Raw genomic sequence first — 14306 nt, forward strand, 5'->3', positions numbered from 1 at the left:
GGAACACGCTGTAGCCAGGAGGGTGGCGCTGCTTCTCGGCGCCGCCCTCCTGGGCCTTCATTTCCTGGCATCCGCGTTCTCGCAGATGCCGCTGACCCCGATGAAGCTTCGCTACTACCACTATGCGGCCGACTACCTGGACCCTTATTTCTCTCAGAACTGGATGCTCTTCGCGCCGGATCCCCTCTCTGATAACCGAGGGATCCTGGCGCGAGCCATGTGTTCAGATGGATCGACGACCGGCTTCTATGACGTCACGACAAGATATGTCGAGAAAGCTCAAGAGAGTAGATTTTTTCCGTCTCGCATGTCGCGACTGGTTACCGGTAACGTGCAACAGCTGAACGGCGGTGACCCGGTCCTGGCGAGACTGCGCGAGTCTGAGAAGGAGAAGAAGAAGCCGGAGCTGCCCCTGACTCCCTACGAAAAAACTTCACAGAAAGAGGCAGTCCGGTTCCTTTCAAGATACTCCTTGTCGCAGATTCCCCGCACTTGCGGTGGAAGACCTGAAAAGATTCAGATCCGCATGTACATCCAGCAGCTACCGCCCTGGTCGAAGCGTCACGATCCAAAAGCTGACGACAAGGTGGACGTTCAGGACATGGACTGGCTGAAGGTGGCGGAACTGTGAAGAAAGTGATCCGGCTGCTGGACAGGGCGAGTAGCTGTCATTTCGGTGTGCTGGGGGTGAGCGGCACACGGCTCCTGCTGGGCTTTGTGGGATTCATGTACTACGCGAGCCAATACGGTGATCGTGGATACCTGTTCGGTCCCGACGGGGTGTTTCCTTGGGCGGAGTTCACTGCCAAGGTCCAGGAAAATGAAACATTCAGCCTCTATGCCTTCGGCAGCTCCGCCCTGTGGTTCGAAATCGTCTTCCATGCCGGAATGCTGGCTGCACTCGCAGTGACCTGCGGCGTGGGTGGCAGGGTTGGCCTGGCTGTTCACTGGGTGTTCCTATGGTCGATCTACCAGCGTCAGCCCGTTCTCCTCGATGGCGGGGACAACTTGGCATACGTCGTGATCCCTATGCTGCTGCTCACTCGCTGCTACGACAGGTTTGCTTTTCCCAGCGGACTCGGCCGTAAGGCCGCGGCACGTATTCCTGCTGTGATCCGATCATTGTCGGAGCCAATTCATAATCTGGGCATCCTTGCCATTGCCATGCAGATGTGCCTCGTATATGTGGTGAGTGGACTTTACAAGGTGCAAGGGAAGATGTGGCAGGATGGCACTGCTCTCTTCTATGTCCTCAGAGTCTCGGAGTTCAGCCTCCCCGGGGTTTCGGACCTTGTCTACAAAAATGACATGCTGGTCTTCTTGGGGACTTATTCGACCACCATCTTCTTGGTTTATTTCCCGCTGGGCATCCTTGTCCCGCAGCTACGGCCCTGGGCGGCTGTGGCCTCCATCAGCTTCCATGTGGCCATAGGCGTCCTGATGGGGCTCACCAGCTTCGCTCTCACGATGATCGCGTGTGACCTCGTTTTCCTGAGCGGAGCACTCGGCGTGGCCTTGGAGCGATGCTCTGCGGCAGCCCAGCGGCTCCGTACGGTAAGTCGACGTCCCGCCGAACAAGAGCAGGCGGTTTCGGAAACGCCGGCCTCTTCCGTACCCGACAACGCTCCGCAGCCTGCGGTGGCGCCGTCCAGTAAGTGACCGAAGCAAGCGCCGCACGCTAGCTGCGGACACGCACTCGAACGGCAAGCCGACAAGAGAGGGCCTACATGACTCCGACAATCAGTTCCCGCGAACCAGTTCTGGCCTTCGATGGAGACTGCGGCTTCTGCCAGGCTGTCATCAACCGGATTTCCACGCGAGGTCGTCCCGCTCTGAATGCCGTCCCCTGGCAGTTTCTGCCCCAAGAGGTCACGCAGCCACATCTTCACCGACTCGACCGTGAGGTCCTCTTGCTGCTGGATGGCAAGGTGATCGCTGGCGGTGCTGATGCGCTGGGTGAATACCTGGGGAGTTCCTCCTCCTACGGCTACCGAACAGCCGGTTCGGCCATAAAGCTTCCCGTGCTCCGCCGTTGCGCCCGAGGGATCTACCGATGGGTGGCCCGAAACAGACATCGCATGCCGGCAGGGACGCCATCATGCGCGGTGCCGATCACACGCTCATGAGAGGACTCGGCCGTGTCCCGGACGCCTACATGTGTTCTGACCAGCGCGACGGAGCCCCAAGCGGTTCACGGACATAGTCCGTACCGCTTTGTCCAGATCGGCTCACTCACCAAGGTTCTTACAGGTACTGCGCTCATGCGTATGTCGGAAGTGGGTGCCTTGGACATCGACGACCCGGTGGAGCGCTGGCTCAAGGTGCCACAGGACACTGGCATCACCTTGCGCCACCTGGTAGATCACACTGCCGGATTGCCCAGGCAGCCACCAGGTTTGCCACGCAGGAACCCCTATCTCTCCTTTGACAACGCCGCTCTGCACGCCCTGCTGGACCAGCTGAACCGGATCACCGTGCGACCGGTCGGAGAAGCCAGGGAGTACTCGAACCTTGGTTACGCGGTACTTGGCGCGGCACTGTCGATCGCAGCAAAGGCCCCCTACGAGAGAGTGGTCCAAGACTATGTCCTTGAGCCTCTGGGCATCCGGGAGATAACCTCCTGCCCTCCCGAAGAACGCTGTCTGTACGCCACGGGGGTTCTGGGCCGTCGGCTGAGGCCTTGGGCATTGAGCGGAGCCATCCTGCCTGCCGGCGGGATGTGGGCGACCCCCCATGCCGCCGCCGACCTGGTGCGAAGGCTGCTTGTCGACCAGGAGCTGGGTGAGCCCGCGCCCACGTGGCAGACGGCCGGCAAAGTGACCTGGCACACCGGAGCAACACGTAACAACTCCGTCTTCGCAGGCGCGCTCACCAACGGCGCCTGGGTACTGGTCCACAGACTCGGCGGAACGGTGGCTGACACTGACCGCACGGGGGCTCAGCTCCTCGCACGCCTGGGCAAAGGATGAGATACGAGTCAGCCGGATGAGTGTGTGGTGAGTGCGGATGTCACAGTCGCACGGCCCGTCGTCGGGGAACGATCTTCCGGCACCTGGGAAACGATCTTTAGGGGGCGGATGTCATCACAGGTGACCATGCTCGTGCACACCCCACAACAGAAGGTTCCCGAACCGGAATGGGAGCCAGCGGGAGATCCCGTCCGATCGTCAGATCGGGCGGGATCTTTTGCGTTTCGGGGTGACTTCCTTCTCTGCGTTCTCCAATGTGACCTGTATCGCTGTCAGGAGGCCGCCTTGCGGTGCTCGCTGGGCGTCAGGCCGCGGACGCGTTTGAAAGCGGTGCTGAAACCGAAGGCGTCCGCGTAGCCGACGCGGCGGGCCACGGCGGCGACGGTCTCGGCGGGGTCGGTCAGCAGGTCGGCGGCCAGGTCCATGCGCCACTGGGTGAGGTAGGACAGCGGGGGCTCGCCCATCAGTTCGCTGAAGCGGGCGGCCATGGTCGTCCGGGAGACCCCCGCCTCGGCGGCCAGCGAGGCGAGCGTCCAGGGGCGGCCGGGGGACTCGTGCATCGCGCGCAGCACCAGGCCGACGACGGCGTCGCCCCAGGCGCGGTACCAGGTGGGCGGGCAGGCCCCGGGGCTGTCGAACCAGTCGCGCAGGGTGCACACCAGCAGCCAGTCCAGCAGGCGGTCCAGCACGATCCGGCGGCCCGGCCGGCCCCTGGTGAGCTGGGACTCCAGGAAGTCGCTCACCGGCGAGCAGTCGTCGTCGGTCACCACCGCCACCGGCGGCAGGGCGTCCAGCAGCCGCGCCGGCATCGCGCCCTGGAAGCGGTACGCGCCCGCCAGCAGGACCGTACGGCCGGGCCCCTCCGCCGGTTCTCCGTCCGTGGGACCGGCCTCGCGCAGCGGTCGCGGCGGGGTGGTGGAGGACGGGGCGTCGGTGAGGACGAACGGCCGCGGGCCGCGCACCATGGCCGCGGCTCCCCGGCCGACGCGGTGCGGCCGGTCGTCGCCGTCGAGGAGGACCCAGGCCTCGCCGCGCAGCGGGACGCACAGGGTCAGCGGGGCGCCGTCGTCGAAGCGCAGCGCCCAGGGCGGGGTGAGCACCGACCGGTCGACGGCGGTGCCGTCGGCGCGTACACCGCGCAGCAGGTCGTCGAAGGGGTCGCCCATGGCGTCACAGTACGCGAGCCCTGCGCGGCCGTGGGCGGGCCGCAGGCGTGTGGACGATCGCGCATGCGCGGCGGACTCCCGGCCATGTCGGGTGCGTGCGCCGGGCGGTTGACTCGTCGTCATGACGACAACGGGCAAGGACATCCTGGTTCTCGGCGGTACGGGCAAGACGGGGCGGCGCGTGGTGCGGCGGCTGCGGACGGCGGGTGAGCGGGTGCGGGCGGCGTCCCGTTCGGGGGAGGTGCGCTTCGACTGGTCGGACCCGGGCACCTGGGAGCCGGCCGTGGCGGGGGTGTCGGCGGTGTATCTGATGACGCCCGAGGACCCCGGGCCGGTGGCGGACTTCGTCGGCCGGGCGGTCGACGCGGGCGTGGGCCGCTTCGTGGCGCTGTCCGGACGGGGCGTCGAGCACGTCGGCCCGGACTTCGGGCGGGGGATGGCGGCCGGCGAGCACGCCGTGCGCGGCTCCGGCGTGGAATGGACGGTCATCCGCCCGAACAACTTCCACCAGAACTTCGACGAGGACCTCTGGCACCGGCCGCTGAGGTCGGGGCGCCTGGCGCTGCCGACCGGCGGGGTGCCCGAGCCGTTCGTGGACGCCGAGGACGTCGCCGAGGTCGCGGCGGCCCTGCTGACCCGGGACGGGCACCACGGCCGGGTCTACGAGCTGTCCGGGCCGGAGGCGCTGCCCTGGGAGGCGGCCGTGGAGACGATCGCCCGGGCGGCGGGGCGCCCGATCCGGTTCGTGGAGCTGACGCCCGAGGAGTACGCGGCGGAGCTGCGCGCCGAGGGGTGGCCGGAGGAGACGGTCGCGGGGCTGGGCGCGATGTTCGCGGCGCAGCGCGCCGGGCACATGACCGCGCTCACGGACGACGTGCGGCGGGTCATCGGGCGGGAGCCCCGGGGGCTCGGCGCGTACGCGGCGCGGGTGGCGCCGACGGGGGTGTGGTCGTAGAGCGACTCAAAGTTCTGCTTATCGACGTCAGTTGAGCTGCTGATGATTGAACGGCTGACTTATTAAACCTTGTTGAACAAAGTGTGACTCAGATCATGTTTCCGGTGGTAGGGAAACGGTTCTTCTGGGCGTGTGACCCGTGGCACGATCTTGCGGATCGCTACTTGCCGGTAATGACGGTGCGTGTAGCGGTCGTAGCCCTTCCTGATGCCGTGTGATGCGGCCCGGACGCGTACCTCGCCGGGTCGCCCCCACCTCACGCTCCCAAGGACTTGAATTTGCGTAAGTCTGTTAGATACGCCGCCGTTTTAACTTCTCTGACCGCTGTGTCCCTATTTTCCACGGGTTGTTCGGCGGGTAGCTCCTCCACGGCGGCCAAGGGCTCGGACGCCGAGCCGGTCGCCGCGACGTCGAACGCCCTCGCGCCGCAGCTCGCGGTCGCCGCCGCCCCCGCCGGGGCGGGCGCGCCGAGCGCGGTGGCCCGCCCCGGCGGCGGGACGGGCGGCGCCGCCGCGCCCAAGGCGGCCAAGTCGTCGCTGAAGGTCGCCTCGTTCGACCAGCGCAGCGGCCGGGCCGTGATCGCCGGCCCCAAGGCCGACGGCGCCTCGAAGAAGCCGAAGGGCATCGCGCCCCAGCCCTCGAAGTCGCCGCAGACCTCGCAGCCGGCGCAGCAGGCCCCGGGGTCCCAGGGCTCGCAGCCGGGAGCTCAGGGCTCGCAGCCGGGGGCCGAGGCGAACGGCGTGGCCGTCGGCGACGTCATCGCCAGCGCCCCCGCGCCCGGCGCGCCCTCCGGCCTGCTGGCCAAGGTGACCAAGGTGCTGGGCACGACCGACAAGGGCACCGAGGTCAACACGGCCCCGGCCACCCTCGACGCGCTGCTCGGCGACTCCGAGGCCAAGGGCGCGGTGCCCGTCGACCCGTCGGCCGTGAAGGTCGTACCGCTCCTGCCGGGCGTGAAGGCCTCCTGGACGAAGCCGGACGGTGTGCACGTGGGGCCGCAGGGCGCCAAGGTGCCGCTGGGCAACCTGCGGCTGGACGTCGGCGCGTCCATCCCCACGCCCCCGGGCTCCCCGGTCAAGGCCGAGGCGTCCGCCGCGGGCTATGTCCAGCTCGCCCCCGAGGTGGACTTCTCCTACAACGGCAAGGGCGTCGGTTCCACCGGCGGCCCGGGCACCGCGTCGCTGGCCCTGTCCGGCGACTGGTCCTCCGCGTGGGAGCTCAAGGGCCAGGCGGTGGCCACCACCGCCGACAAGCCCATCAAGCTGCCCTTCGCCAAGCTCCACGCCGACCCGGTGATCCAGGTCGGCCCGGTGCCGGTCGTCGTCAACCTCGACCTCACCTGCTACCTCCAGATCGACGCCGAAGGAAAGATCTCCGTCGACGTCAAGCAGGAGCTGAAGGGCGACTTCAAGGTCGGCGGCTCCTACTCGTGGGGCAAGGGCTGGACGCCCATCAGCAGCTCGCAGATGAACGCCACGCCGGTCACGGCCACGGCGTCCGCCGCGGGCAAGGTCAAGGCGACGCTCGGCACCGAGGCGTCCGTGGGCCTCTACGGCGCGGTCGGTGTCAGCGCCAACCTCGCGCCCTACCTGCGGGCCGAGGCGGAGGGCACGGCGACGGCCTCGTCCAACGGGTCGGCCTCGGCGAGCGGCAAGTGGGCCGCGTACGGCGGTGTCGACCTGACGGGTGCGCTCCAGGCGCAGCTGAAGATCTTCGGCACGCCGCTGTTCGAGCGGCGGATTCCCGTCGACATCCTGCACCGGGAGTGGAAGCTCGCGGGCGGGGAGGGGACTGTCAGCAAGGCGGCGAAGAAGCGGTAGCTCGCGCGTAGCGCGTTCGCGTTTTCCGGTTCCGGGGACCCCTGTCGGCTTGGCGCCGGTGGGGGTCCCCGTCGTTTGCCGGGGCCCCGGTCCCGCCCTTTCTCCCCCAGCTACCGCTGGGAGGTGCCCCCAGTTTCCTGGGGCTCCGCCCCAGACCCCGCTCCTCAAACGCCGGAGGGGCTGAGTTAGAGGCGTGACGCCACCGTTCTCGCGATGCGGACGATGTCGCCCGTCGGGCGGGTGCGGGTCTCCGGGGGCCGGTGGGTCCAGCGGTCCTCCAGGGCGAACCAGTCGACGGGGTGCGGGTCGCGGCCCTCGTCCAGGGCCGTCTCCAGCTCCGTGAAGTACGTCTTCCAGCGCAGCCGGTAGAGGCCGCCCACCAGGCCCGCCCACTCGCGGTTCGCGTAGTCGTGGAGCTTGCCGCCGTCCGCCGCCGGGCGGGGGCCCCAGACCGTCAGCAGGGAGAGGGCGTCGGCCTGGAGACGGTCCCGCTCGGCGTCGGAGGACCCCCAGGCGCGGGCGGTGGCCAGCCAGCGGCCCAGCAGATGGCGGTCGTCCGTGGCGACGATCTGCTCCAGCAGCTCCATCCAGTCCAGCCACTGCCGGGTGAGGTCGCCGAAGCGGTCGCGGTCCCCCTCGTCGTGGGCGGCCTTGATACGCGGCAGCAGCAGCCGGCTGCGATTGGACACGCACTGGCGGGCGACGTCCACGAGGTCGGCCCGGTACGCGGAGCTCGCGCGCAGGGCCGGGGCCACGGACAGCAGGGCCGGGAGCGCCGCCTCGAACTCGGCGGCGTCGTAGCGCAGCTGCCGCGGCGACCAGCTCGCGGCCCGGTCGGCCGCCAGGTCGGGGCGGGCGCCGAAGAGGCCGTCCGCCTGCTCGCTCCAGCTGTCGGCGCGGGTGGTGCCGTAGGCGGTGCGGCGCAGGGCGTCCCAGGCGCGGGCGGCGCCCGCGTCGGCGGCCCCGTAGCGGGTGACGGCCCACTGCCCGAACCACGTCCGGAGATCGACCGGTCCGGACGTCCAGGCCAGGTCGGAGAAGAGGGCGAGGGCCGCGGGGTCGTTGTCGGCGGCCTCCGGCATCACGGCGATGCCGCGCAGGGCGCTGCCCGGCTTGGTGCGCCACTGCTCGTAGAGCGAGACCCACTCGGGGGCGTTGGCGCCCAGACCGGTGTGGCCGCCGAAGTTCCAGATGGTGCCGAAGGCGTAGGGCGTGCCGCCCCAGTCCCGCTCCCGGTCGGTGATCTTCGGGAAGCGGTCGGGGATGCCGTCGAGGACGAGCATCCGGGAGCGGTCGACGGCGTCGACGATCTCCCGCCGGGGGTTGTGCTGCCAGCCGAGGATGGCCCAGACGGCGTCCGGGTGGGCCGCGCGCAGCGCCTTCTCCACCGCCTTGGCGGCCGCGCCGACGGGGACGTCGCCGGGGGTCCCGCCCTCGTGCAGCAGGTCCATCTTGTACATGGCCGTCGCCCCGTAGAGCTCCTGCTGCACCCGGTAGAACGTGCGGGCGACGGCGGCGAAGTGGGGGGTGCGGGGGTCGAGCCAGTCGGGGCGGTCGAAGCCGCACCAGCCGCCCTGCGCGATGGTCCGGGCGCCCTTGTTGCGCTCGGCGTAGCCGGGCGGGACGGTGCCGAAGTAGCCGGGCAGCACCGGGGTCATGCCCAGCTCGCGCAGCCGGCGCACGATCTTCTGCGCCAGGGCGGTGCGGCGGTCGAGGAGCCCGGGGGAGACGGGCCCGCCGAAGGAGGCCATGTTCTGCATCAGCCACCACGGCTGGTGCGCGGGGCCGGGAACCCACGCGCGGGCTTCCGCGTCGCTGTAACCGTGTTCGATGAAGGTGCGGTGGTACACGGCGTCGGCGCCCGCGTAGACGAGGACCTCGTTGAAGCCGTGGAGGGCCAGGACGTCGAGCTCGCGCTCCCAGTAGTCCCAGTCGTGGTACGGCCCGGTGTAGCCGTCGTTGGTGTCGTTGAACACGAAGCGGTGGGCGACGTTCGCCGTGGCGGCGAGCGGGGTGCCGACGGCGGGGAGCCGGGCCGGGAGGAGACCGGTCTGCTCGCCGCGCCAGGAGACATGGGCGTGCGCGACGTGCCGGAGGTAGTGGTGGAAGCCGGTCAGCTGGACGGCCGCCGTGGTGCCCTCGACGGTGATCCGGCCCGCCGTGCCGGACACCCGGAAGGCGTCGTGGCCGCCCCGGCGGGGCACGGTACGGAAGGTGACCTGGTCATGGTGGCGCGGCAGCAGCCGGGCCAGCGCGGAGGCGGCGGCCCCGGCCGGAGCCGCCCCGGCGGAGGGCACCCCCACCGTGCCGAGTGCGGCGGTCCCGGCGAGCGCGCCGAGGATCGTACGACGGGCGATGGGCATGAGTGACCTCCACCGTGGCGCCGCGGCCCGCCGGCCGGCGACCGGCTGCGGGCCGGCTCCCGGCCGTCGGCTGACGACTGGCTGGACTGGACCACTTGAGCGCGGAGATCCTATGAGTCCCCGTCGGGAATCGGTCAAGGGCACGGGCGTCGAACCAGCCACGCCGGTTACATTTGGCACGAATGGCCCCGCGAGCCTTGTGCGACCTGCTAGGGGCGGGTGCGGGCGGGGTGGCCATCCGGTCCGTTCCACTCGTCCGGCTCGTTCCGCTCCTGTCCGTTGCTCCTGTCCGCTCCTGTCCCGACGGCGTGAGGAAGTCCGTGCGACCACTCCACGCGAGACCCGGTACCGTCACCCTCGCCGCCGGGCTGCTGGGTGCCCTGCTCTGCGGCTGCTCGGAACCCGGCGGGCTCCAGGACGCGGGCCCCGCCCGGCCCCCCACCGCCCTCACCGGCCCGGTCTACGCGGTCGAGGGCCCCGGTAAACCCTCGCTGCGCCGTCCCGCGTCCTTCGAGGCCGGTGAGTCCGTACGGCTCACCGGGCTGCGCTGGCTGTCCTGGGGCGGCCCGACCGCCGAGGCGACCGGGGAGGCGTCCGGCGGCTGGTGCCTGCCGGCCTGCCGCGACAGGAGCTACCCGGCGAAGGTCACCTTCGTCGGCCTGGTGCGGAAGGATCGTTCCGCCTACTACGGGCGGGCCGTGGTCGTCGTCGACGGGATCCCGCCCGGGCAGCACAACGAGCTGCGCGACCTGCGGCTCTTCGTCCCCCAGCAGACGCCGCGCTGAGCGCGCGGAGCCCAGCCCCCAGCCGAGGAGACTTCAGTCGATGGGTCTGCGTACCAAGATCGGGGTGGCCATCACGGCCACCGCCGCGGTCGTCTCCGTCCTCATCGGCCTCGTCGTGCACCACCGCACCGCGCTCAACCAGCTGGAGACGGCACGGGACTCCCTCGACCAGCGGGTGGTGTCCGCCGCCGAGGACCACGCGGCGGGCTTCGACCGCCCCCGTGTGATCCTCAACCCCCACCGGCTGCCCGAGCCCCTGCGCCGCGCCGTCGACCGGGGCAGACGCGCCACCTACCTGGACCGCTCGGGGCCCGAGCCGACCCTGTGGGCCGCGACGCGCGTGGGCGCCGACGTCGTCGTCCTCAAGCACCCCTACACCCGACAGATCCGCAATCTGGAGGAGCTCGACGAGGTCCTGTGGCTGGCGGGCGGCATCGGCACCGCCCTCGCCGGGATCGTCGGGGTGGCGCTGGCGACGGTCGCGGGGCGCCGGCTCAACGCCTCCGCGCGGACCGCCGAGCGGATCGCCGACGGCGACCTCACGGCCCGGCTCCGGCCCCGGGGCGGCAAGGACGAGCTCGCCCGGCTGATCCACGCCGTCAACACCATGGCCGACGCGCTGGCCGCCCGCCTCCAGGCCGAGCGCGAGGTCACCGCCAACATCGCCCATGAGCTGCGCACCCCCGTCGCGGGCCTGGTCGCGGCGGCGGAACTGCTGCCGCCGGGCCGGCCCGCCGAGCTCGTCCGGGAACGGTCGCACCGGGTGCGCACGCTGATGGAGGACGTCCTGGAGGTCGCCCGCCTCGACGCGGACGCCGAGCACGCCGAGACGGACGTACGGGCGCTGGGCGAGCTCACCCGGCGGGCGGTACGGGCGGCGGCGGCCGGTACGGGGGCCGGGACGGGGGAGGCCGTCGAGGTCCGGGTGGTCCGCGACCGGCTGGTCGAGACCGACGCGCGCCGTGTCGAGCGGATCCTGGCGAACCTCGTCACGAACGCCTTCCGGCACGGCTCGGGACCGGTGGTGGCCGAGGTCGACGACGGCGTCATACGCGTACGGGACCTGGGCCCCGGCTTTCCCGAGCCGCTGCTCTCCCACGGCCCGCAGCGCTTCCGCACGGGCTCGCGGGCCGGGCTCGGCCTGGGGCTGACGATCGCGGTCGGCCAGGCACGGGTGCTGGGCGCCCGGCTCTCCTTCACCAACCCGCCGGGCGGGGGAGCGGAGGCGGTGCTCGACCTGAGCGACGCGATACGGGACGAGGAGGATGCGGGGGAGACTCCGCCGGACGACGGCGCCGGGGTGCGGGGTGCGGCGGCAGGCTGAAGAGTGGATGCCGTGAACGACAACGTCCTCTTCCTGAACGTCTCCGGTCCCGCCAAGGGCCACAAGGCGCTGGACGCCCTGCGCCGTGCCCACACCGACAAGGAGATCACCCTGCGCGAGGGCGCCGTGATCGCCCGGGACGCGGAGGGCGCCCTCGACTTCCCCGACGCCGTCGACAACACCGGCACGGCCACCGCCTTCGCCATGGGCGGGCTGCTCGGCGGACTGCTGGGCATCCTCGGCGGGCCGCTCGGCGTCCTGGTCGGCTTCGGCGCGGGCGGCCTGATCGGTGGCGTCCACGACGCCCGCGCGGCCACCGCGTCGAACGCGGCCCTGGAGATGCTGGCGGCGGAGGTGCCGCCGGGCAGCACGGTCCTGATGGCCGAGGTCCGCGAGGACGACCCGGGCCCGGTCGACCGCGCCCTCTCCCCCTTCGGCGAGGTCCGCCGCTACCCCGCGGAGCGGGTCCGCGAGGAGGTGGAGGCGGCGATGGCCGCGGGCCACGGGGGCCCGTCGTAGCGGGACCCGGCCGTGGACCGGGGGCACCCCGGCCGGGCGGAAAGGCTGACGGCTAGCGCAGCGGCTTGGCGAAGCAGCGGCTCGTGTCGTACGCGCGGTAGTAGCCGAATTTCCCCTCCGCCGGTACCGGGTCGTAGCCGCTGGAGAGGTACAGGGCCATGGCCTCCGGCTGCTTGTCGCCCGTTTCCAGGACCATGCGGGCACGGCCCGCCCCGAGGGCGTCGGTCTCCAGGAGGGACAGGATGCGCCGCGCCAGGCCCCGGCCGCGGGCGCGGGGGATCACGAACATCCGCTTGAGCTCGGCGTCCCCGTCCGCGTACCCCACGCCGCCCTCGGAGTCGCGCTCCATCGCGCGCCAGCCGCCCGTGGCGACGGGCTCGCCGTCCGTGTCGTACGCGATGAGATACAGGCCACGCGGCGGGGCGAAGTGCGCCGGGTCCAGCGGAGTGTCGTCACCGCCCCCGTAGCGCTCGACGTACTCCAATTGCACCTGGTCATTGAGCTTTACGGCGTCCGGGTGGTCGTAGGCGACCGGCACGATCTCCATGCGGCGATGGTACGTGCGTACGGTCGCCGGGCGGCAAGGGATTTCAGGAGTCGGTATCGTGCCCGGATGCTCACCGTTACCACCGCAAATGTGAACGGACTGCGCGCCGCCGCCAAGAAGGGCTTCGTCGAGTGGCTCGCGCAGACCGAAGCCGACGTCGTCTGCCTCCAGGAGGTCCGCGCCGAGCCCCACCAGCTCCCGGACGAGGTCCGCGACCCCGAGGGCTGGCACGTCGTCCACGCCCCGGCCGCGGCCAAGGGCCGCGCGGGCGTCTCCCTCTACTCCCGGCGCGAGCCCGACGCGGTGCGCGTCGGCTTCGGCTCGGCGGAGTTCGACGGCAGCGGCCGGTACGTGGAGATCGACCTTCCCGGTGTGACCGTGGCCAGCCTCTACCTGCCCTCGGGCGAGGTGGGCACGGAGCGGCAGGACGAGAAGGAACGCTTCATGGCGGAGTTCCTGCCCTACCTCGTGGGCCTGAAGGCCCGCGCCGCGGCGGACGGCCGTGAGGCGCTGGTCTGCGGCGACTGGAACATCGCCCACACCGAGGCCGACCTCAAGAACTGGAAGGCCAACCGCAAGAGCGCCGGCTTCCTCCCCGAGGAGCGCGAGTGGCTCGGCAAGGTCTTCGAGGAGTACGTGGACGTCGTCCGCACCCTCCACCCCGGGGTGGAGGGTCCGTACTCGTGGTGGTCGTACCGCGGCCGCGCCTTCGACAACGACTCCGGCTGGCGGATCGACTACCAGGTCGCGACGCCGGGGCTCGCGGAGCGCGCGGTGAAGGCGGTCGTCGAGCGGGCCGCGAGCCATGATCTGCGCTGGTCGGACCACGCACCGGTGACGGCCGTCTACGAGGCGCGGTAGTCCTTCGGGCGGACGGCGGATCGCCCGGTGGGGGAGGGGGCGGGGGCGGGTTACGCCCGGGGACGGATGGGCGGCGGTGGGCGCTGCTGAACGATGAGTTCAGCAGCAGCCGCGGCAACCGCGGCTTCACCGGCCCAGGAGAATCGCCATGGCATTCGCATCGTCCGCCCGCCTTTCCTCGCGTTCGCGCTCGCGCAAAGTCGCCGCGCTGGGTGCCGCGTTGGCTGCCACGGTCACCCTCGGCGGCGCCGCCGCCGGGAACGCGGCGGCGGACACCGCCCCGCAGCGCGCGAGCGTGACCGGGTCGGCGGAATTCGGGCTCCCGTACTGGCCGGACAAGGACGTCCGTTCCTTCACCTTCGACGCCCACGCCAAGCCCTACAGTCGGCCGCTGGCCGGGCTCCCCACCGGTCTGCCGACCGACGCCGAGGGGACGGTGAAGGTCTCCCACTACGTCGCCGCGCTCGGCAAGACCATGACCGCCGAGGGCAAGGTCGACTGCCTCGTCACCGGTCCGGGCGTCGCGTCCCTCACGGCGGTGATGACCAAGGTCAGCGCGGACGGCCCGCAGGACTGGGTGGGCAAGCGCCTCGGCTTCAGCGTCCTGGACGGCGGCAAGGAGAAGGCGGGCCACAAGTCCAAGGACCGGGTGGGCTTCTCCTGGGCGGCGGTGAACGTCCTGCGCGACGGCGACAAGGGCGCGAAGGAGCCGGTCTCCTCCGACGTCGGCACCTGCATGTCCTCCGCCCCCTACGCCCCGGTCACCAAGGGCGGCTACACCGTCCACCACGCCGAGCTCCCGCCCGTCCCGAAGGGGTAGTCCGGGGCGGAGTGCCGTGCACGCCGAGGGGTGGGCTGGTATACAGGAGACGAAGCACGGTGTCCGTTCGGGGCCTACTGGGTATGGGCCCCGCCGGTCACAATGCTGGCTCCTGTTCCTGTCACAGGAACAGGAACGCCCGCCACGGAACTGGAGCCGTGACGGGCGGGCCGAAAG

Annotated in this window: 14 protein-coding genes; 11 read left to right on the top strand and 3 right to left on the bottom strand. The window is 70.8% G+C overall.

Annotated elements, in window-relative coordinates:
* Positions 1 to 22 precede the first annotated feature (22 nt).
* From ACFYZR_RS15750 to ACFYZR_RS15765, 4 genes are all read left to right on the top strand, one after another.
* Positions 23 to 631 carry a DUF5819 family protein gene (locus ACFYZR_RS15750; RefSeq protein WP_391910374.1) on the top strand — a complete coding sequence of 203 codons (609 nt, stop codon included), beginning with the start codon at positions 23 to 25 and terminating at the stop codon, positions 629 to 631.
* Positions 628 to 1659, top strand: coding sequence for a hypothetical protein (locus ACFYZR_RS15755; RefSeq protein WP_391910376.1), 1032 nt, complete (start codon positions 628 to 630; stop codon positions 1657 to 1659). The genes ACFYZR_RS15750 and ACFYZR_RS15755 overlap by 4 nt, the downstream gene beginning before the upstream one ends.
* A gap of 68 nt (positions 1660 to 1727) precedes the next feature.
* Entirely contained in the window at positions 1728 to 2126 is a 399-nt protein-coding gene (locus ACFYZR_RS15760; protein ID WP_391910378.1) for a thiol-disulfide oxidoreductase DCC family protein, read from the top strand.
* 12 nt (positions 2127 to 2138) lie between these two features.
* On the top strand, positions 2139 to 2969 hold the full coding sequence (locus ACFYZR_RS15765; RefSeq protein WP_391910380.1) for a serine hydrolase: 831 nt from the start codon (positions 2139 to 2141) through the stop codon (positions 2967 to 2969).
* A gap of 272 nt (positions 2970 to 3241) precedes the next feature.
* On the opposite strand, the gene ACFYZR_RS15770 is transcribed toward ACFYZR_RS15765, so the two are convergent.
* Positions 3242 to 4135: an AraC family transcriptional regulator gene (locus ACFYZR_RS15770; protein WP_391910382.1), complete on the bottom strand. Its 894-nt coding sequence runs from the start codon at positions 4133 to 4135 to the stop codon at positions 3242 to 3244.
* A 121-nt stretch (positions 4136 to 4256) separates the two neighbouring features.
* Between ACFYZR_RS15770 and ACFYZR_RS15775 the strand changes: the two genes are divergently transcribed.
* Both ACFYZR_RS15775 and ACFYZR_RS15780 read left to right on the top strand, forming a co-directional pair.
* Positions 4257 to 5090 carry an NAD(P)H-binding protein gene (locus ACFYZR_RS15775; RefSeq protein ID WP_391910384.1) on the top strand — a complete coding sequence of 278 codons (834 nt, stop codon included), beginning with the start codon at positions 4257 to 4259 and terminating at the stop codon, positions 5088 to 5090.
* Between the two features lie 326 nt (positions 5091 to 5416).
* Positions 5417 to 6910 carry a hypothetical protein gene (locus ACFYZR_RS15780; protein WP_391910386.1) on the top strand — a complete coding sequence of 498 codons (1494 nt, stop codon included), beginning with the start codon at positions 5417 to 5419 and terminating at the stop codon, positions 6908 to 6910.
* A gap of 185 nt (positions 6911 to 7095) precedes the next feature.
* On the opposite strand, the gene ACFYZR_RS15785 is transcribed toward ACFYZR_RS15780, so the two are convergent.
* On the bottom strand, positions 7096 to 9273 hold the full coding sequence (locus ACFYZR_RS15785; protein WP_391910388.1) for an alpha-N-acetylglucosaminidase: 2178 nt from the start codon (positions 9271 to 9273) through the stop codon (positions 7096 to 7098).
* A 320-nt stretch (positions 9274 to 9593) separates the two neighbouring features.
* Here ACFYZR_RS15785 and ACFYZR_RS15790 point away from each other — a divergent pair, with 320 nt between their 5' ends.
* Genes ACFYZR_RS15790 through ACFYZR_RS15800 form a run of 3 tightly spaced genes read left to right on the top strand, consistent with a single transcriptional unit; the run spans position 9594 to position 11901 of the window.
* Positions 9594 to 10058, top strand: a complete 465-nt coding sequence (locus ACFYZR_RS15790; RefSeq protein ID WP_391910390.1) for a hypothetical protein — start codon at positions 9594 to 9596, stop codon at positions 10056 to 10058.
* A gap of 40 nt (positions 10059 to 10098) precedes the next feature.
* Positions 10099 to 11382: an ATP-binding protein gene (locus tag ACFYZR_RS15795; protein ID WP_391910392.1), complete on the top strand. Its 1284-nt coding sequence runs from the start codon at positions 10099 to 10101 to the stop codon at positions 11380 to 11382.
* A gap of 12 nt (positions 11383 to 11394) precedes the next feature.
* Positions 11395 to 11901, top strand: coding sequence for a DUF1269 domain-containing protein (locus ACFYZR_RS15800; RefSeq protein WP_391910394.1), 507 nt, complete (start codon positions 11395 to 11397; stop codon positions 11899 to 11901).
* Between the two features lie 52 nt (positions 11902 to 11953).
* Here the strand turns inward: ACFYZR_RS15800 and ACFYZR_RS15805 are convergent, their stop codons facing one another.
* A complete protein-coding gene (locus ACFYZR_RS15805; RefSeq protein ID WP_391910396.1) occupies positions 11954 to 12448 on the bottom strand; it encodes a GNAT family N-acetyltransferase in 495 nt (164 codons plus the stop codon).
* A gap of 66 nt (positions 12449 to 12514) precedes the next feature.
* Here ACFYZR_RS15805 and ACFYZR_RS15810 point away from each other — a divergent pair, with 66 nt between their 5' ends.
* Positions 12515 to 13309 carry an exodeoxyribonuclease III gene (locus tag ACFYZR_RS15810; protein WP_391910398.1) on the top strand — a complete coding sequence of 265 codons (795 nt, stop codon included), beginning with the start codon at positions 12515 to 12517 and terminating at the stop codon, positions 13307 to 13309.
* A 148-nt stretch (positions 13310 to 13457) separates the two neighbouring features.
* Positions 13458 to 14129: a hypothetical protein gene (locus ACFYZR_RS15815; RefSeq protein WP_391910400.1), complete on the top strand. Its 672-nt coding sequence runs from the start codon at positions 13458 to 13460 to the stop codon at positions 14127 to 14129.
* The last annotated feature ends 177 nt before the right edge of the window (positions 14130 to 14306 follow it).

Source organism: Streptomyces sp. NPDC001678, from assembly GCF_042892945.1.
Taxonomy (GTDB): Bacteria; Actinomycetota; Actinomycetes; order Streptomycetales; family Streptomycetaceae; genus Streptomyces.